Consider the following 18,618-nt stretch of genomic DNA (forward strand, 5'->3'; position numbering starts at 1 on the left):
GGAACAATCGATAATCGAAGTAAAGGATTTCAAGTTTTGACCAAATTTTTCCCCAAACCCTCCTAATCGGGAATAATTTGCTTATCACAATAAGAACACGACTAAAGGCCAGTAGTGCGTGAAACGATCTCACCCCGGAATCATTTCCCATCCGCACCAATAACGATCAACTGAGGTTCTCTCGGGATCGCCCTGGCTAATTTCCGCCCCTAATCTCGCCTGCGACCTTTCGTCGCGCTTCGTTTCCCTCGAGGTCCAGATGTATTTCAAGTTCAAGTGTCCTGAGTGCGGCCAGTCGCTCAAGGTCCGTCAAGAGTTGGCTGGTCAGAAGCGAAATTGCCCCTACTGCAAGAAGACGGTCCATATTCCTCGCGTTGAAGATGTTCCGGAAGAATTGCCGTCGCTGGATTCCCCCTCGCTGCCCGACCTGGGCAACGACCCACTTTCGGGTGGCGGTGGTGGCCTGGGTGGTCTCGACCTGGGGAATCTGCAGACCGACTCGATTTCGACGCGCAACGCCCCGGCAAAGGGTGCCGCCGGCAAAAAGCCAGCCACCCCGCCAGCCGCTAAGAAACAAGCTGCGGCCAGCAATACCTCGGCCGAAAGTGGCGAGTTCACCGACCCCAGCGACGTCGGCCTGTTGAGCACCGGCCTGATCGGCTTCGTCTCGATGCTGGTCTTCATGGGGCTGATGTATCCGTCCAAGGGGACCTACATCGGTGGTCTGTTCTGGGAAGGTGGAATGCAGGGGGTCGTCATTCAGGCCCTCAGTACGTTCCTGTTCTTCTGGGCGATCGCCATTCTGTGGAAGAAACATCGCAAGATCGCTCGTCAGCGCGACTATCTGCTGATGGACGTTCTGCCGACCGATATCTCGAACGAAATCCGCGTCGATACGCTCGATCGTTACGTCGAAAACATCCGCGGCCTGCCAGGCGAACATGGCGAAAGCTTTTTGATCAACCGCGTGCTGCGAGGTTTGCAGCACTTCCGCGTGCGTCAAAGTGCTTCGGACACCGCGACCATGATGGCTTCGCAGTCGGAAATCGACTCGAACAACGTTGCCTCGAGCTACACGCCATTGAAGGTGCTGATCTGGGCTATCCCGACGATGGGTTTTATCGGGACGGTGCTCGGTATTAGTCTCGCGGTGGCCTCGCTCGCCGGTGCCTTGTCGGGCGACGATCCGAAACAGCTCCTTGCCTCGCTGCGTGAAATGTTCAGCGGTCTGGGTACGGCGTTTAATACCACGCTGGTCGCCCTGGTGATGAGCATGATCATCAAGTTCCCAATGTCTTCGCTGCAGAAGAGCGAAGAAGGGGTGCTGAACTGGGTCGACGAGTACTGCAACGAAAACCTCCTGCGTCGCCTGGTCGACGGTCGCGAAAAGGTCGAAGACAAGCCAAACTCGCCTTACGATACCAAGGTCTTCCGCCGTGCGGTCGAAGAGGCGATGGCAACCCAACAGGCCGAGCTCGAGTCTTGGGTGAAGAAGCTGGAGTTGGTCGGCCAAACGATTACCGAACAGACCTCGAAGGGCTGGGACGAGATCAATGGCAAGATCCTCAACAGCCAGGAAGAGACCACCAACAAGCTGATGGAAGTGGTCAGCGCCAAGACGATCGACATGCAGAAGCGTCAGGAAGAACAGCAGACGCTGATGCAGGATCAGTTGAACCAGATGCAGGAAGTGGCCGCTCAGTTACAGAACACGCTTGGCCAACTGGCCAGCGCCGCGGTCGATTCGCATATCAAGGTCAACGAAACGATGACCGACACCTCGGACCGTCTCGAGAAGTATCTCGGCGGCGTCGAACAGGGTCTCAGCGGTTTGGCCGAAGTGCTCAACAAGCTGGGCAACGAAACGGTCGTCGTGCAGCAAGTCGAAACGGCTGGCGCCAATGGTGGCGGCGGCGGTGGCTGGTTCGGATTCGGTGGTGGCAGCAAAGCCAAGACACGCCGAAACGGGAGACGATAAATGGCCAAGCGCAACAAGGACACCGGGGAAGACATCTCGCTCTTCCCCTTCCTCAGTGTGCTGGCTTGTGTGATCGGCACGCTGACGATGATCATCGCCGCAATCGCCGTGCAGTCGTTGGACAATGACGCCGTCGATCAGGCGATCGAATATCAAAAGAAGGAAGAACAGCTCGCCACTGATACGGCCGAACTCGAAAAGCTCCGCAACGAGCTCAAGAAGAAGGAAGCCGAACTCAAACGCGAGCAGTCAAGCGAACAGAAGAAACTGGAAGACGCCAAGAAGCGTCTGGCAGAACTTCTGGCGAAGCTGGAAAAGACCGAGTCGCAACTCCAGAACATCTCGATCGAAGGCCCCAAGGTGAACGTGGCGGCCCAGACCGAAGAGATTTCGAAAATGGAGGATGAGCTCAAGTCTCGTCGTGAGAAAATCGCCCAGCTTCAAAAGCAGATTGACGAACGCAAGCTGCCCCCCAAGGAGTCGGAAGTTTCGATTCTGCCTGGCGGTAGCGGTGTCGGATTCAAGCCTTCATTCATTGAATGCGACGACGGTCGAATTGTGATCCACGAGGATGGCAAAACGATTCCCGTTCGTACGGCTGAATTGAATACCAATCCTGACTTTGCCAAGATGCTGGAGAAGGTCAAGAATCAGAAAGATGGCACACTCGTCTTTTTGATTCGCGACGACGGCCTTTCCACTTACAACACGGCTCGCAACTTTGCCAACTCCAAGGGAGTGAAAAACGGTAAGTTGCCGGTCATCGGTGATGGTCGCGTCGACCTGAGCTACTTCACCAAACAAGCCAAGAACTCGTAACCGAGTGGGGCTGGTGCTTGCCGCCAGTCCCAAGCGGAAACCTATAAGCAGAATCGAAGACCATGGCTAAGCGAAAAGGCGCCGAAGAAGACGAAGGGCTCGACTCGCTGCTCGATACCATGTTCAACGTGGTGGGTATTCTCATCATCGTGTTGGTTGTGGTGCAGCTGGGTATGCAAGAGTCGGTCAAACAGATCGCCAACAGTATGCGGGTCGATCCATTGGCCTTGGAACAACTGATCAAGGACCTGGAAGAAGCCCAGAAAGAAAAACTGAAGGTTGAGTCCGACCTCAAGGAATTGAACCCGGACGAACAAGATCTCGAAGCGTTGATCAAGCGTCTGCAATCGGAATCGATTGCCAAAGAAGCGATCCTCAAATCGCAACAAGGCGCGCTCGACAAAGCTTTGATCGCCCAGAAAGACGCGTTGGAAATGGCCAAAAAGGCCGAAGCCAACAAAGAGCAGCGTGAGAAACTGTCGAGCGAGCTGAACAGCATGATCGATCAGATCGCCAAGCTGGAAGCAACCCTCGACGACACGCCACCCCGGGCACAAAAGCCAGCCAAGATCGTGAATCTTCCCGATCCACGACCTGCACCGGAAGGGATCAAGGAGGCCACGTTCTTGTGCGTTGGTAATCAGGTCTATCCGATTATCGACGAACCACTGCGTGACGCCGCTCGCAAACGGACCGAGTACCAGGCCGAACGTGGCATGCGAAAGTACGTTTCCGATCCGAAGAAGGGAATCGACGCCGAGAAGTTCGTGAAGGATTTCAACGAGCGTCCGATGACCGACGATTACTTCCGGATCTCGATGTACGCGGCGGGTCGCGATCCACGACTTCGCCTTGAACCGAAAGAAGACCAGGGCTTCAAGATCGCGGAGATTCAAAACCCGCGTTCCCGGTTCCGTCGTTTGTTGAGCCAAGTCGATCCAACGAAGTTCTACTTCAAGTTCATCGTCCTGCCCGACAGCTACGAAGCCTACGTCGAAACCCGTCACGTCACCGACGAGATGGGCTACCTGGCTGGGTGGACTCCGGTCGATGCGAACTGGACGTACACGACCTGGGTAGGAGGCAAAGTGAAGTTCGGTCCCGAACCACCTCCCCCCGATCCGAACGCCCCCAAGCCGCCACCCAAACCGGCCGGGCCGAAGCCAAATGTCCTCGACTAGGGGCTTGGTGTAAGGCATCACCTTTCACCCAGCCTCGATCCACCAGAAGCCGACTCTCGCGGGTCGGCTTCGGCGATTTCTTGCCGGAAACCAAAGGCCCGACGACGAAACGCTAGCGATCCAAATTGCCGAAATCTGAAGATCTTGGCTGAGAAAGAGCTACCCCAAATTGACAACACTAAGGCCATGGGGCATACTTCTTTCTCTGGCAAGCAAAAATTTGTTTGCCCCGGGTAGACCGGTCCCGATTTTTCGGTAAACTGGGTCTTTCCTAGATGAGGGAACGACGTTCCCTATGTAGATTTGGGAATTTCGGTTCCTGTTTGCGGGTGTAGCTCAGTTGGTAGAGCACAACGTTGCCAACGTTGTTGTCGACGGTTCGAATCCGTTCACCCGCTCTTCCTTTTTTTCTGCAGCGTCCGTCGAGTCAAATCGATCGTGACGCCTACCGCAGAAAAACATCTGGTGGATGTGGCTCTTGGCAAACGCTTTGCCACATCGCCACGTTTCATTTGAGACGCAATGACGAGTCTCGCGGCGTGGGTGAGGAGAAGCCCACCCATTCTGCAATGAAGTCATTTGCCTGACAAACCCCAGCCAGTCGCGGGGTTTCTTGTTTTTCACCCCAGATTTTGCGGAATCGTTGCATGAGTTCGCCTGAAACCGAAAACACCGAAGGTGCGGTCGCCGAAGCAGAAGCCCCCAAGAAGTTGACCTTGGACGTTAAGGTTGATGCTCCGAGCTCCTGCCAGCGTCACGTCACGGTGACCGTTTCCCGTGAAGATATCGATCGCTACTTCGACGTAGCCATCGAAGACATGGTCCCCAACGCTGCCGTGCCAGGTTTCCGTAAGGGCAATGCTCCGAAGAAGCTGGTCGAGAAGCGCTTCCGCAGTGAAGTGAAGGATCAGGTCAAAGGCACGCTGTTGATGGACAGCATGACCCAAGCGACCGAAGAACAATCGTTCTCGGCCATCAGCGAACCAGACTTCAACTACTCGGCCATCGAGTTGCCCGAAGAAGGCTCGCTGACCTTTGAATTCGACATCGAAGTTCGTCCAGAATTCGATCTGCCGAAGTGGAAGGGCCTGCAGCTTGAAAAGCCAAGCAAGGAATTCGGCAAAGAAGACATCGACAAGCACCTGAAGCAGGTGCTGGGTCGTTACGCTTCGCTGGTTCCACACGAAGGTGCCGCCGAAACCGACGACTACCTGGTCTGCAATCTGACCTTCAAGCACGACGGCCAGAAGCTGGCACACGCCGAAGAAGAAACCATTCGCCTGCGTGAAAAGCTGAGCTTCCAGGACGCTAAGTGGGAAGACTTCGGCAAGGAAATGGCCGGTGCCAAGGCTGGCGACAAGAAGACCGTCACGCTGACCATCTCGGACGAAGCTGCCAACGAACAAATGCGTGGCAAGCAGGTCGAAATGGAAATCGAAGTCCTCGAAGTCAAGCGTACCGAACTGCCTGAAATGGACGAAGCGTTCCTGAAGCAGATCGGCGGCTTTGAAAGCGAAGGCGACCTGCGTGACTACGTGAAGCAGGACATGGAACGCCAGATGGCTTACCACCAGCAGCAGCGTTTGCGTCAGCAGATCACTGAGCAACTGACCAAGGACGCCAACTGGGAACTGCCACCAGCACTGCTGAAGCGACAGGCCCGCCGAGAACTGGAACGTGCGATCCTGGAACTCCGTTCGGCTGGCTTCGGCGAAGACGACATTCGTGCTCACGAGAACGAACTGCGTCAGAACAGCATGGCTTCGACCCGCAAGGCCCTGAAGGAACACTTCATCCTGGAACGCATTGCGGAAGAAGAAAACATCGAAGACACGCCGCAAGACTACGATATTGAAGTGATGCAGATCGCCATGCAGCGTGGTGAATCGCCACGTCGTATTCGTGCCCAACTGGAAAAGGGGGGCATGATGGACGTTCTGCGGAACCAGATCATCGAACGTAAGGTTATCGACCTGATCAACGGCGAAGCCACCCACACCGAAACCGATGCCGACCTGCAACAGAGCAACACCGCTGCCGTCAACATCCTGATCTGTGGTGAAGGCGAAGACGCCGCTCCGGCTGCCGCCGAAGAAGCTGCTGAATAGTTCGGCACGCGAATCAAAACAGAAGCCCCGATGCCAGCATCGGGGCTTTTTTTGTTTCTTGAGGGGCATCGCGGGTCGCCGCACGCAGAGGCAAGAGCCCCGTCAAATCGCGCGGCGGAGGCCTGGAATCTTTAGCGATGTTAAAATATTCCGGCTGATACCGATTAGCAAAGGTACAAAAATTTCGCCGCCCCCAACCCCAAGTGTCTTCTACGGTTGTCTTCCCCTGGTAACTAGAGACAATAACCGTGTATCAAGGTACTTCTCGTAGTTTGCTTCGCCGAAGCGGACCGGGCAGGCAGGGGGACTAGTCCTGTGCCGCGGCGTCCTTGACGGCACGTTGTAATGGAAGGATCGACGACCATGTTTTCTCATTTTCCTCATGCCTCTGCCGAGCCTATGGCGATGGCCTCTGAATACCAGCGGCAGCGTCAGATGACGATCAACGATCTGCTGTTGGAAAACCGGATCATCTTCCTGCAAGGAGAGATCTACGACGGTAACGCCAACCAGCTGGTCATGCAGTTGCTTTACCTGCAAAGTGAGAATCGCCGCAAGCCGATCCACTTCTACATCAACAGCCCTGGCGGTAGCGTCACCGCGACCATGGCCATCTACGACACCATGCACATGCTGTCGTGCCCAGTGGCAACCTACTGCGTCGGTCTGGCCGCCAGTGGTGGTGCGATCCTGCTGGCCGGCGGTGCCGCTGGCAAGCGATTCATCCTGCCACACGCCAAGGTCATGATTCACCAGCCACACGGCGGTGTCGGTGGCCAGGTGAGCGACATCGAAATTCAAGCCAACGAGATCATCAAGACCCGTGAAGAGCTGAACAAGATCCTGGCCGATCACTGCTCGCAGCCAATCGACAAGATCGCCAAAGACGTCAATCGCGACTACTACATGAACGCCACCGAGGCCAAGGAATATCGGATTGTCGACGAAATCCTCACCAAGCCGCCTGCAGATCAGGCCGGTGAAGAAGACTAAGTCGACTGGGCCTGGGAACGGGTCTTCTCGTCAGCCAGGCGAGCGGACAACTGCCAACGGCACCCAGGCTCACACCAACATCATTCCTGATTTGATCTGATATTCCGAATCCAACATCCAGAAACTGGAGTCTATACCATGCCTCTGATCCCTTACGTGGTGGAAAAAAGCGGTCGTGAAGAACGCGTTTTCGATATCTACTCTCGCCTGCTGAAAGACCGCATCGTCTTTCTGGGAACCGGCGTGAACGACGAAGTTGCCAACCTGATCGTCGCTCAGATGCTGTTCCTGCAGTCGGAAGACCCGAAGGCCGACATCAACCTCTACATCAACAGCCCTGGTGGTAGCGTTAGCGCCGGTATGGCGATCTACGACACCATGCAGTTTGTGACCTGCGACGTGGCGACCTACTGCATCGGTCAGGCCGCTTCGATGGGTGCCGTTCTGCTGACCGCCGGTGCCGCTGGCAAGCGTTACGCGTTGCCAAATGCCCGCGTCATGATCCACCAGCCGCTGGCCGGTATGCAGGGTACCGCCGAAGACATCCTGATTCACGCAACCGAGTTCAAGCGCATCAAGCAGCGTATGAACGAGATCTTGCTGAAGCACACCGGCAAGCCGATCGAACAGATCGAAGCCGACACCGATCGCGACCGCTTCCTGAGCGCCGCCGAAGCCGCCGAGTACGGCTTGATCGATCAAGTCGTCGAGCACATGGAAAGCAAGTAAGCGTTGCTTTCGTTTCGACGAATCGCCTAGAAAAGCCCGCACTTCGGTGTGGGCTTTTTTTTATTGGCTAAGTAGCTTCTTCCGGCTCGCCTTCGGCCGCATCGCCATCGATCTGGCTCTCGACCAATCGCAAACCTTGCTGCGCGAGGCGATTCTTGGGGCCCATCTTCAGGGCCTGTTCGTAGTGCGACTGTGCTTCAGGCCAACGGCTCAGCTGTAGGTAACAGTTACCCAGGTTACAGAGGGCCATCTCGCGATAGCTCATCGGCGAAGGCGACATCAGCACGACCGCTCGAAAGTTGTCGATCCAAGGATACTTCTCGAAGAACTCGAGGCTCTTCTGATGCTCGATCAGGGCTTCTTCAAACTGAAACTGGCTCATCAAGTGAACGCCTTGGCGGTGGTGGTACGGCACCACGTAACGGCTGGTGATCGAATAGATCAACATGATCGGCATCCCAATCAAGATCGCCCAATCGACGCTGTCCGTGATCGCATAGACCGTTCCGCAGACGACGCTGTAAACGACGATCTGAGGAATCGTTCCCAACCAGGAGATCGGGCGATAGACAGGGGGGCGTGACATCGAGAAGCCGTTAGCAGGAAAGCGAAACGCAACCAGTTCGCCGAATCGTATCACAACCGCCCGTCGCCGTCATTCCATTGGGCTCGTAATCCGCTGCACAACGTCGACTCCAATGCCGTTGGGATCTCGCAATACAAAGTGCCGGTCCCCCCATGGTTCGTCTCGCAGCGGTTGCTCGATCGCTTGCCCCAGAGACGTAAACCGGGCCAGTTCGGCCTGGGCGTCGGTGACGTCGATGGTGATCCACATCCCTTCGCCGGCATACGCACGCTGAAAGAGCGGGTGCTGCCCTTCCATGCCTGGCAACAGAAAGCCGATCTCGCTCGTGCCCAGTTTCAATAGGACGAACCAGTCTTCTTCAAACAAGATCTCACAGCCAAAGAGCTGCGTGTAAAACGCCTTCGATTCGGCGATCTTTTCCGTGACGACTCCGCACCAAAGCTTCATTGGGAATCTCCTGAACCAACTTACTGGTGAAAGGAGTCATTTTGTGCAGACGCGTCAGCACCGTCTTGGAAGAATGCGACATGCTGCTGGCGATATTGCTTCGGGGTGCAGCCCGCCAGGCGGCGAAACTCGTTGGTCATGTGGCTTTGGTCGGTGAAGCCGCAGTTCAAAGCGATACGCGCCAAAGCAAGCTGCGGCTGACGTAGTTGCTGGGTGACCTGTTCGAACCGCACGATTGAAGCAAACAGCTTCGGCGACACGCCCACCAGGTCAAGGAAGTCACGCTCCAACTGGCGGCGACTCTTGCCATACATGCCTGCGGCCTCGGCGATCGAGACCGACCCGCGCGAACGCTCGATCCAATCGACCACGGCATCAATTGGCTTCTCAGCCGGCGATGCGCGATGCAGGTGTTGCTGCAACATGCCATCGAGCATCTTCCCATGCAAGCCGCCGTCGAGCGCGTCCCACAATGGTTCCAGGGAAAAGCGGAGCAGGGGAGAGGCCTCTTCCGCGTTGTCAGTCAGTGTATGGGCACCAACATCGATGAAGTGCCGAGCCTGTCCCGGGCGAAAGCGAATCCCCAGGTAATGGTTACCAGTCCCCAGCGAGATGTCGGTCGCTTCGGTCGAGGTACCAAATAACCAACTCGCGACTTCGCTTCCGTTCCACTGGACCACGAGGTCGATTGAACCATCTGGCAGAATGCAATGCGTCGTTGCCGGACTGTTATGGCTCAGCCAATAGTGCCGCACGAACGGGCGCAGGCAACGGGATGGTAAAAAGGTTTGCATCGCGACATTCTTCGCCAGGCGATTGTCACCATCGTAAGAACAGAACCATGAGAATCACGCCCCAGAACGCTCCTCCCACGATATTCAGGGCGAACGCTCGATAGAAGCGGGTATTCCCTTCCGGCGTGAATTGCTGCGTCTGCTGAAGTGCGAGAACTAGCAGATACATCGAATACAGATTGGCGAATATCGGCAGACCACACAGTCCGAAAATCGAAGCCCGCCAGGCTCGCTTCAACATCGCTTCCGCTTCGTCGTGGACCTCGTCGAGCTTGCCGGGCATCAAGGCTCCGCGATTGTTCTCTCGCGGCGAAGCAAACGGATTGGCCGCGTCGGTGCTCGCCGAGAAACGAGGCCGGGGAACGTTTTCGTCGAGTTCGTTACCGTCAGGAGCGACGTGATGGCCAGCGGTCACTGGCATCTCTGCTTCGACTTCATCGCGACTTTGGCCACACTTCCAGCACACATCGAACCCAGCGTCGACGACCTCTTGGCATTCTCCGCAAAACCAGGCTTCTCCAGGACGATGGTCTGCTTCTTGTCGCAGTTGCTCCAACACTTCCGCCGCAGCGGGGATGTCGGCCGAAGAGACGATCACATTGACATCACCAATAGCACCAATGTAGCTGAGTGCTGTTTTGATTTCGTCTCCTTCAACAAAGGCGCGGATCCCTTGCTCCTCGAGCACAGCCTTCAATTGATGTGCTTCCGCGGGGTTGCCAAAGCTGGCGACACGTTGAAATTCGGAGGCCATGAAAATCTCTCGTTCCGGTTCGTCTAGTTTGCCAAGAGCAGCAAAGCGTGCTGCTGCTGGGCGACTTCATCCAAGCACTCGGTCAGCAGCTCGTGAAAGTCTTGAAGTTCTTCAATCACGATCGCCGATTCCTCCAGGCTCGAAAGCTCTTCCTCCAGGCGAATGACTTCGTCTGGATCGAGCCACGCGAACAAGCATCCGTCGTCTTCCACTGTATCGCCCCGCAGTGGCCGACCCAGGTCGAGGTACTCGAGCAACTTTAACGAATCGACCGTGATACAGCCGGTCAGCATCTTGCGATACGGTCCCCAACAACCGTAATGATGCCAGCCACGTTGGTTGAACGAATAGTCGGATTTGACGTCCAGCTTCCACACCACCGCCAGCCGCCGAATGAGTGCCTGCCAGGTGCCTGGCTCTTCGGAAGGTGGTGACTTGCTCAAGATCATCTCTTGAACCATGGCCTGGAATTCGTCGTGCTCTTCGGCATCGACGTCGTCTTCGCCATAGAGCGCAGCAAGATCGTCCTGGATGAGCCGCTTCAATTGATCGGCCAGATCTTCGTCGCCCGAGGCGACCGCGGCCTGAAGCGGTTGCATCGATGGTAAAGAGACGAGTTCGGTTCGCGTTGACATGTCCACGCTTTAGAAAGGGGTCAGGGCATCCACATAGGGGTTGTCCCGAAAATACCCTTTTCCGAGTGCGTGTCAAACGAATTCGCCAAAGTAGCATCGATGCGACGTGTTACTTTCCGATCCCTTCGAAACAAAATCAGACCGCCCGAAGTGCGGCCTGATGTCGGTAAGCATGTATTGAGATCACCGCGTTTTAGAAGTCGATCTGGCAACGCATGGCGTAGATATCGGCCGAGCTGACACCGAGTGTCGGATCGTTCAAACGCGAGTTGATGTAATTGAACTGGAACTTGGTGTGCTCGTTCACATACCAGTTCAAACCGAGCGTGGCGTCGTTCATCTGACGACCTGGACCCGGGCTAGGTGGTGTGTTGGCCGAGAGCCAATCGCCGTTGAAATCGACGAACGAATAGCGTGCCGCCAGTTCCCAGGCACCCCAATATCCACAGTACGGATTGAAGTCGCGGTAAGGAACGACACGGCCAAACACGGCGTTCTTCTTGTTGTACTGCGGGCTTTCACCCGTCAGGCTATAGCGTACTTGGGCATAGGCCCCTTCGATCGTCTGCGTTGGTCCGGCACCTCGCTGATTGAGGGTCGTCCAGCGAGCTTCCGACTGCATCACGAGGCGGCCATACTTGGCAGCGAGCTCGACGTTGAACGAGTCGACGTAATCAACTGGTACGTTCCCCGTATCGACGAACGGTGGCACGCTGATGTCAGGGTTCGGGGCGGTATCGACCACCTGGATTTCAGGCTGCGAAGCAAAGCGAACCGAGTTTAAGGAGGGATTCGCATAGTAGTAGTCGGCACCGATGTGGATGAGCTGCTCCCCTTCACAGGCGTAGAACGGCAATGCCGTAATTCGACCAGCGCCGGCGTAGCCACCGTCGTCTCCGGCATTATCGCCGAAGCCATCGCTCGGATAACGAAACACCGAGCTCGCCCAGGTCACCGTTTCGGCGTCGTTGTTACCAAAGAACCCGATCCCTGTTTGCCGGAACGGAGCCATCGAGAAGCTCGACGAGCGTTCGAGGAAAGGGAGTTCGCGGACGCTCGTCAGTTCGTCCATGCCGTAAGGCTGACGCCAACGACCGATGCGGATGTTCTGAAGCAGGGGAGCGTTCGAGTAGGTTACCCACACGTCGACAAACGTTGCCTGGCTGGCCGCGAAGTCGAACTCCATAATATACGACCAGTCTTCAGCCAGGTTGCCTTTGCCGGCCAACCGAGCGCGGCGGAAGTCCCAACCATCTTGCAGATCGCCAACCGTTGCCAGGTTGTTGCCGCTTTGCCCGAACCAGACCGAATCGAGATGGAAGAAGCCGGTCAACTGGACCGTCGGAAACTTCTTCTTGTCGGCCGGTGCGCAGTCGACACAAGGGACCAACATGTTATCTGCGTTGACGACCCAGCCTGCCTCTTGCGCCGGGACGGTGCTGGCCGAAGGGGTGTTCACTTGATCGCGAAGCATTTGTATTTCCGCTTCGAGTTGCGACAAACGCAATTCGACATCGGAATCGGGCACAATGTCCTGCCCGAAAAGTGGCTGCGCAACGACCAGAATAGCCAGCGTCGTTAGCCACGAGATAAACCAATATATTTTCATCTGAAACTCGCTAGTTTCACCATTCCTTCAACTGATCGAATTCTCAGTGGGGATGCCTTATAGCATCGGCTGAGCGAAACTCTGGTTTCAATGATTGTTGTGCCGGCAAAAGAGAAGCCAGCAAAACAAATCGTTTCCTCGTGTTTCCGCTACGATGCACTGCAAGGCTAGCAGAGCATTCCCGCCAGACTCTTTGCCATTACTAGAGCGAATAATGCGCTTTCAGAAATAGCTCATGCTTCCGCTTCGAGATCCCTCGTAGCGTGCCGAGCAGTTGCTCGTGAAAGTCGGGAAAGAATTCATCGCTGAACCTCGAAGGATCGACCGGCTCGAGGGCTGCCAGCAATGTCTCGACTTCCGCCAGCGACAACCACGCAAACACACAGCCATCGTGCTCGATCGATTTGCCACGAAGCGGGCGACCTTCGTCGAGGTACTGCAGCAGCGTCTGGGCGTCGTCCGAGATCTGCTCTTCGACTTCGGCTCGGTACGGATCCCAGATGTGATAATGTTTCCAGTCTTCGTTGATGGGGTACTTCCAGAATTTCTCGAGCTTCAGGTGATCGATCATCGCGGTTACCAGGTAATTCCATTCGCCTGGTTCTTTGTCGGGTGGCGTCTCGCAAAGGATCATTTTCTGCAGCGATTCGCGGGCTTCCTCGAGTTGCTCGTCGATCTCCTCCTGCTCGTCCTCGTCCGGCTCTTCGCCATACTCATCTTCCAGTTCCAGACGCGTGACCTCGACCAAGGCATCGACTAGTTGCTGATCGCCGGAAGCAATCGCTTCGCGGATCGGATCGAGCGAGGGAACCGAGAGAACAAAGGTACGCGTCGACATGAAAGAGACCTCGTACAAGGTACTAGCGGTGTCCCTGCCAGGGAGGGATCCGCCTAACAGGCTACCCGGCCGGGATGCCAAGTCAAACAAATTCCATGGACATCATGGGAACCAATCTGGCGCATTGGGTTTGACCTGGATTCTGATATTTCGTACCTATGCCGCACGCGTGGCCGGAACTTTAGTTTTTCCACACCTTCACCGGCCAAATTCCTGGGAAAGTTTCGTCGACGTGCTATCACGTTTCAACCCAACTCGACTCGCACTAGTGGCCCTCGCCGCGATTGCCATGTTTGGTGGCTGCCGCACGACCGATTCGTCGGTGCAGCTTCTCGAGTCCGAACTGCGCTACCTGGAAGACAAGGTTTATGCCTTGCAGGATGTGGTGCAGCAAAAGGAATCGCAGATCGAATCGGTCCGCCGCGAAAACGAAACACTTCGCCGCCAACTTGGCCTCCCGCAAGGAACGGCCAGCGCCGCGGCGGACTCGTTGCCTGCTCCATCGTTCAATCGACGTTCGAGTTCGTCTCGTCCCGGTGTCGACGATCTTTCTGGCCCAGTCATCGAACTGGGAGAATCGAGCGACCTGCCTGATCTGGAAGGCGTAGCCCCAGGGCCAGAGTTCCTGGATGGCCCGGTGCTACAACAGTTCGATCCCAACGAAGAAGTCGTCACCGACCGCGTGATCACCCAGATCGTTCTCAACCCGAAGCTGACCGGCGGCTACGATGTCGACGGCGTGCCAGGGGATGAAGGAGTGATGGTGGTCATCGAACCTCAAAACGAGGCGGGTCAGTACGTCGATTCGCCTGCCCCGGTTTCGGTGGTGCTGTTGGATCCAGCTTACTCCGGCGAAGACGCCTTCGTCGGCCGTTGGGACTACGACACGACCGACTCGGCCAAGTACCTCAAACGAACCCTGCTGGGCAAAGGGATTCATCTGAAGATCCCGTGGTCGGAAGGGAAGCCAGAACACGAATCGCTGCAGTTGCACGTTCGGTACACCAACGATCAGGGCGAAGTGCTACAAGAAAAGAAGAACATCCAGATCGATCTGCGAGGCAAAGACTCCGCTCGCTGGACGCCGGCATCCGCACCACTTCCTAATCCGCGGACTGCTTCCAAACCGGAAGAAGCGGCCGACGATGCCCAACAGGCCGAACGCCCAGGTCTGTTCAAGAAGCCACTCTGGAAGCCGTTTCGTTAGGCGTCTCGCTTGAAACGGCACCACGCAGAATTGCGATAATCTTATGCCAGGCAAACGCAACTGCCTGGCGGACGCGGTGTCAGAACAATTTCCGCCAGATCTCGCTCAGAGTGATCGGCAGAGAGCACACTGCCAGCTCCTATCTGTAATCTCGTCCCGGCTCGCAGGGGCCCTTCCTGGTCTCATCGTACTGCCGAGGCTAACTGATGGGCTCTAGGCGTTGATTTAGCCAACCGCAAGGCAGTCGCGGTGAAGGTTGGCCGACGAAAGACTCTCTCAACGAGCGGCCGGTCGCTGACCGAAGGGGGCGAGCTTAGCACGTTTCTGAACTTGCTACTGCGTGACAATGGGCAGATCGTCGGCAAATACTCAGCAGCATTGCCATTCGAAAACAAAAAAGGCGACACTCTTGCGAGCGTCGCCTTTTCGTTAAACCTGTGCGGTTGTGGCCTAGGCCGACTTGCGACGAGCGGTTGCCTCGAGGCTCGCTTCGATCCCGTAGAAGCGGGCGATCGACGAAACCACGTGACGCTGTTCGGCGGCGGTCAGTTCCGGGAAGATTGGCAGAGCCAACACTTCTTCAGCAGCCTTTTCGGTTTCTGGCAGCGGTGACAGTTCTTCTTTCAGGCCGGCAAAGCACTGCTGCTGATGCAGTGGAACCGGGTAGTAAATTTCGCTACCGATCTTCAGATCGGCCAGGTGCTTGCGAAGCGAATCGCGACCGCCGCGTGGCACGCGAACGGTGTACTGATTCCAGACGTGCGTGTTGCCTGCTTCTTCGGTCGGAAGCTTCAACACCAGGTCGAGACCACACTGGCTGAACAGTTCGTGATACCGCAGAGCGTTCTCGCGACGCATGTCGGTCCACTTGGCCATGTGCTTCATCTTCACGTTCAAGGCAGCGGCCTGAAGCGTATCGAGGCGGCTGTTGATGCCAACCACTTGATGATAGTAACGAGGTTCCATGCCGTGACCTCGCAGCAGCTTCAGCTTGGCGGCGAATTCTTCGTCACTGGTAACCAGCATGCCGCCGTCACCCATACCACCCAGGTTCTTGGTCGGGTAGAAGCTGATGCAGCCAGCCAGGCTCATGCTGCCGGCTCGCTGACCATTGTGTTCCGCCAGGATGGCCTGGGCAGCGTCTTCGATGACCGGAATGCCGTGCATGGCGGCGATCTTGTTGATCTCGGTCATGTTGGCACACTGGCCGAACAAGTGAACCGGAATGATCGCCTTGGTGTTCGGCGTGATTTGTTCCTGGATCCGGGCAGGATCGATATTGAACGAGGTTGGTTCGATGTCGACGAACACAGGCTTAGCGCCCAGTCGCCAGACGCAACTGGCGGTGGCGAAGAACGTGAAGCTCGGAACGAGGACTTCATCGCCAGGACCGATATCCAACGCCATCATCGTCAACAAGAGGGCATCGCTACCCGAAGCACAGCCAATACCGAACTTGGCTTGCGAGGCGGCCGCACAGGTTTCTTCCAACTGGAAGACATCCGGGCCAAACAGGAATCGACCTGAGTCGAGAACCGACTCAAAGGCCGCCATGAATTCTTCTTTCAGCGGTGCATTGCCACGACTGATATCGAGCAGAGGAACCTGAGAAACACTGGTCGCGTCCATGCCATTCTTTGCTGTCGTCATCCCTGACATCCTTGAATTATTCAATCGTGGTCCACGCGGCACTTAGGTGGCTTCCTGCCTATTTGTGCCGGCACGGTCAGCGAAAACGATAGGAGGATTGGCATTAAGGGTCAAGGTCAAGCCGCAGGAACCGCCGGGGTTCAGATAAGTAAGGCTGAACACTCGCTGATATCGCGGTTTTTGCCACACAGAACGTGGCAAAATCACTGCCTATGCTAGCACTCCCAAACGATGTTTTCCGGCCTGATTCCCCTGGCAGAAATGACCGCTGTCGACATCCAGGCAGGTCAGCCAACCGTCGCCGTAGACCCACGTATCGATCACGATCGAGTGGCCAACATCCAGCGGCAGGCCAGACTTCTGCGAAGTATGTCCGCAGATCACCTTCTTCCCACTACGATGCGGGCCGCGGTTGGTAAAGCGGTTCCAGAACAAGGTTGTCTCGTCCTGGCGATCGAGCGGGACCTCGGGCAGGACGTTCGCATGCACGAAGATGGTGTCGTCGGTTTCGAAGTAAGGCTGGCAGATCGATTCCAAGAATTGCCAATGCCGCTCGGGAACAAGATCGAGACTCCCATCCGCGGCGTCGTCATCGGCATAAGATGCAAGTGTTTCTTCCCCGCCATAGCCTAGCCACGAGAGATACATGCCTTGGTCTTCGCGGGCGGTCAGCATCATGATCTCGTGATTGCCGATCAGGCAGGTTACCTCGTGCTGCTGACGAAGCTGCAAGATTCGATCGATCACCCCACGCGCGTCGGGGCCTCGATCGACATAGTCGCCGAGAAAGAAAAGACGATCGTCCTTCTGAGGCTGGACGATCGTCAAAACAGTTTCGAGTGCGGTCAGGCAACCATGCACGTCGCCTATCGCCAGATTACGCAAGGGTGATCCTTTATAGTCTCTATGTGGCGTCCTGGTGGACGGCAACTTCTTTACGGCAGGAACTCGATGCAGCAAGGGTTGGGAACCAGAATCTGATTGCCAGTTGTCTTCAGAGTGCCAATCTTCTGATCGATCTCCAGCACGACAATATTGTTGGTGTCTTGGTTCGCCACCAACAAATAGCGACCGTCAGGGGTAATCTGAAAATGACGCGGTGTTTTACCGAAGGTGCTCGTCCGATCGATTGGTAGCACCAGGCCAGTTTCGTGATCGATCCGGAATGTCACGATGCTGTCGTCGCCACGGTTGGAACAGTACAACCATTGGCCGCGGGGGTGAATGTAAACTTCCGCCGTGGTGTTGTTTCCGACAAAGTCTTCCGGCAGCGTCGCGACACGTTGCAGGTGCTCGCTCGCACCGGTCGATGGATCGAACGCATAGACATCGAGCGTCGAGTCGAGTTCGTTTAGCAGATAGACACGCGTTCCCAACTCGTTCATCGCCAGATGGCGCGGGCCTGAACCCGGCTTGACCGAGATGAACGGAGGATCGTTCAATTCCATTTCGCCCGTCTTCGGATCGAGAATGCGATAAATCATTACCTTGTCGAGCCCCAGATCGACCGACAGTGCCAAGAGCGAGCCCGGCACCAGGTACATTCCATGGCCATGCGGTCCCTTCTGGCGACCTTCGTTGATGCTCGATCCTTCATGCAGGAAGAGCGACGTTGCCGGCGCAAGTTGTCCTTCTTCCCCCAGTGGCAGCGTCGCGAACGAGCCGCCACCATAGTTCGAAACCATCACGAAGTTCTTACTGCGTGGCAACGAGACATGGCAGGGACCGCGACCGCCGGAAGCTTCCTGGTTGATCAACCTCAGCGAGCCATCTTCCTCGATCGCGAAGGCCGACACGGCACCTGTGTCTTGATCGGCGAAGTTCGAGATCTCGCCGACGGCGTACAGGTTCTTGCGATCTGGGGTCGTCACCAGGAACGAAGGATTCTCGATCTCGGCCACCAGGCGAGGGGGCAACAGGGTCCCATCGTGCAGGTTCAAATCGCTGGCGTAAATCCCTTTGCTATCCCCTTTGGTGTAAGTCCCAATGTAAAACCGCAGCAGCGGGGCATTGGGCTTGGTCAGGTCGATTACCTTGGAATGTTGCTGGGCAAACAGGCCCTGAGGGACCAGCGAAACCGCCGCAAGCGTCAGAAATGCCAGCGTTGTACGTCGAGTTAGCATTGGGTGGATCTCCAGATTTCGGGTAGGAACGCTCTATTGTACTTCCCCCATTGGCACAAAGCACGTATCTCACCACGGGTGAAGCGGCCTGTTTTGTCTTGTCCCAGATCGGCTGCTATGGAAAAATTAGACGATTCCCACCCGCCGATCCTTCCTGCACGACTGGG

17 protein-coding genes and 1 tRNA gene are annotated in these 18,618 nt (G+C 56.2%); 8 read left to right on the plus strand and 10 right to left on the minus strand.

The features are described from left to right. The first annotated feature begins 259 nt into the window (after nt 1-259). The 7 genes from AB1L30_RS20475 to clpP all read left to right on the plus strand — a co-directional run bounded on the left by AB1L30_RS20475 (nt 260) and on the right by clpP (nt 7,808). Complete coding sequence (locus AB1L30_RS20475; protein ID WP_367015499.1) at nt 260-1,978, plus strand: MotA/TolQ/ExbB proton channel family protein; 1,719 nt, start codon at nt 260-262, stop codon at nt 1,976-1,978. Beyond that, complete coding sequence (locus tag AB1L30_RS20480; protein ID WP_367015501.1) at nt 1,979-2,797, plus strand: hypothetical protein; 819 nt, start codon at nt 1,979-1,981, stop codon at nt 2,795-2,797. A gap of 62 nt (nt 2,798-2,859) precedes the next feature. Next, the gene (locus AB1L30_RS20485; RefSeq protein ID WP_367015503.1) at nt 2,860-3,978 is read left to right on the plus strand and encodes a hypothetical protein; all 1,119 of its coding nucleotides are present in this window, start codon (nt 2,860-2,862) and stop codon (nt 3,976-3,978) included. Between the two features lie 325 nt (nt 3,979-4,303). Beyond that, nucleotides 4,304-4,376 (plus strand) — tRNA-Gly (locus AB1L30_RS20490). A gap of 249 nt (nt 4,377-4,625) precedes the next feature. Next, on the plus strand, nt 4,626-6,086 hold the full coding sequence (gene tig / locus AB1L30_RS20495) for a trigger factor (protein WP_367015505.1): 1,461 nt from the start codon (nt 4,626-4,628) through the stop codon (nt 6,084-6,086). Between the two features lie 363 nt (nt 6,087-6,449). Next, the gene (locus AB1L30_RS20500) at nt 6,450-7,079 is read left to right on the plus strand and encodes an ATP-dependent Clp protease proteolytic subunit (protein WP_345089480.1); all 630 of its coding nucleotides are present in this window, start codon (nt 6,450-6,452) and stop codon (nt 7,077-7,079) included. Nucleotides 7,080-7,217: 138 nt separating this feature from the next. Further along, nucleotides 7,218-7,808 (plus strand): ATP-dependent Clp endopeptidase proteolytic subunit ClpP, encoded by a 591-nt coding sequence (clpP, locus tag AB1L30_RS20505; protein ID WP_367015507.1) that lies wholly within the window; start codon nt 7,218-7,220, stop codon nt 7,806-7,808. Nucleotides 7,809-7,875: 67 nt separating this feature from the next. Here clpP and AB1L30_RS20510 read toward each other — a convergent pair whose 3' ends face one another. From AB1L30_RS20510 to AB1L30_RS20540, 7 genes are all read right to left on the minus strand, one after another. Continuing rightward, complete coding sequence (locus AB1L30_RS20510; RefSeq protein WP_367015509.1) at nt 7,876-8,394, minus strand: tetratricopeptide repeat protein; 519 nt, start codon at nt 8,392-8,394, stop codon at nt 7,876-7,878. A 69-nt stretch (nt 8,395-8,463) separates the two neighbouring features. Beyond that, complete coding sequence (locus AB1L30_RS20515) at nt 8,464-8,841, minus strand: VOC family protein (protein ID WP_367015511.1); 378 nt, start codon at nt 8,839-8,841, stop codon at nt 8,464-8,466. 20 nt (nt 8,842-8,861) lie between these two features. Further along, a complete protein-coding gene (locus AB1L30_RS20520; RefSeq protein WP_367015513.1) occupies nt 8,862-9,635 on the minus strand; it encodes an AraC family transcriptional regulator in 774 nt (257 codons plus the stop codon). A gap of 25 nt (nt 9,636-9,660) precedes the next feature. Continuing rightward, nucleotides 9,661-10,389, minus strand: a complete 729-nt coding sequence (locus tag AB1L30_RS20525) for a DUF2007 domain-containing protein (RefSeq protein WP_367015515.1) — start codon at nt 10,387-10,389, stop codon at nt 9,661-9,663. Nucleotides 10,390-10,412: 23 nt separating this feature from the next. Beyond that, nucleotides 10,413-11,024 (minus strand): hypothetical protein, encoded by a 612-nt coding sequence (locus AB1L30_RS20530; protein ID WP_367015517.1) that lies wholly within the window; start codon nt 11,022-11,024, stop codon nt 10,413-10,415. Between the two features lie 193 nt (nt 11,025-11,217). Further along, nucleotides 11,218-12,633, minus strand: coding sequence for a porin (locus AB1L30_RS20535; RefSeq protein ID WP_367015519.1), 1,416 nt, complete (start codon nt 12,631-12,633; stop codon nt 11,218-11,220). A 202-nt stretch (nt 12,634-12,835) separates the two neighbouring features. Continuing rightward, nucleotides 12,836-13,471 (minus strand): hypothetical protein, encoded by a 636-nt coding sequence (locus AB1L30_RS20540; RefSeq protein WP_367015521.1) that lies wholly within the window; start codon nt 13,469-13,471, stop codon nt 12,836-12,838. Nucleotides 13,472-13,703: 232 nt separating this feature from the next. Here AB1L30_RS20540 and AB1L30_RS20545 point away from each other — a divergent pair, with 232 nt between their 5' ends. Then, nucleotides 13,704-14,678 (plus strand): hypothetical protein, encoded by a 975-nt coding sequence (locus AB1L30_RS20545; protein WP_367015523.1) that lies wholly within the window; start codon nt 13,704-13,706, stop codon nt 14,676-14,678. 450 nt (nt 14,679-15,128) lie between these two features. On the opposite strand, the gene AB1L30_RS20550 is transcribed toward AB1L30_RS20545, so the two are convergent. From AB1L30_RS20550 to AB1L30_RS20560, 3 genes are all read right to left on the minus strand, one after another. After that, complete coding sequence (locus tag AB1L30_RS20550) at nt 15,129-16,328, minus strand: DegT/DnrJ/EryC1/StrS family aminotransferase (protein WP_367015525.1); 1,200 nt, start codon at nt 16,326-16,328, stop codon at nt 15,129-15,131. 210 nt (nt 16,329-16,538) lie between these two features. Further along, complete coding sequence (locus AB1L30_RS20555; protein ID WP_367015527.1) at nt 16,539-17,213, minus strand: metallophosphoesterase family protein; 675 nt, start codon at nt 17,211-17,213, stop codon at nt 16,539-16,541. 50 nt (nt 17,214-17,263) lie between these two features. After that, nucleotides 17,264-18,451, minus strand: a complete 1,188-nt coding sequence (locus tag AB1L30_RS20560; RefSeq protein WP_367015529.1) for a lactonase family protein — start codon at nt 18,449-18,451, stop codon at nt 17,264-17,266. Nucleotides 18,452-18,618 lie beyond the last annotated feature (167 nt).

It is taken from the genome of Bremerella sp. JC817 (genome assembly GCF_040718835.1).
Classification (GTDB): Bacteria; Planctomycetota; Planctomycetia; order Pirellulales; family Pirellulaceae; genus Bremerella.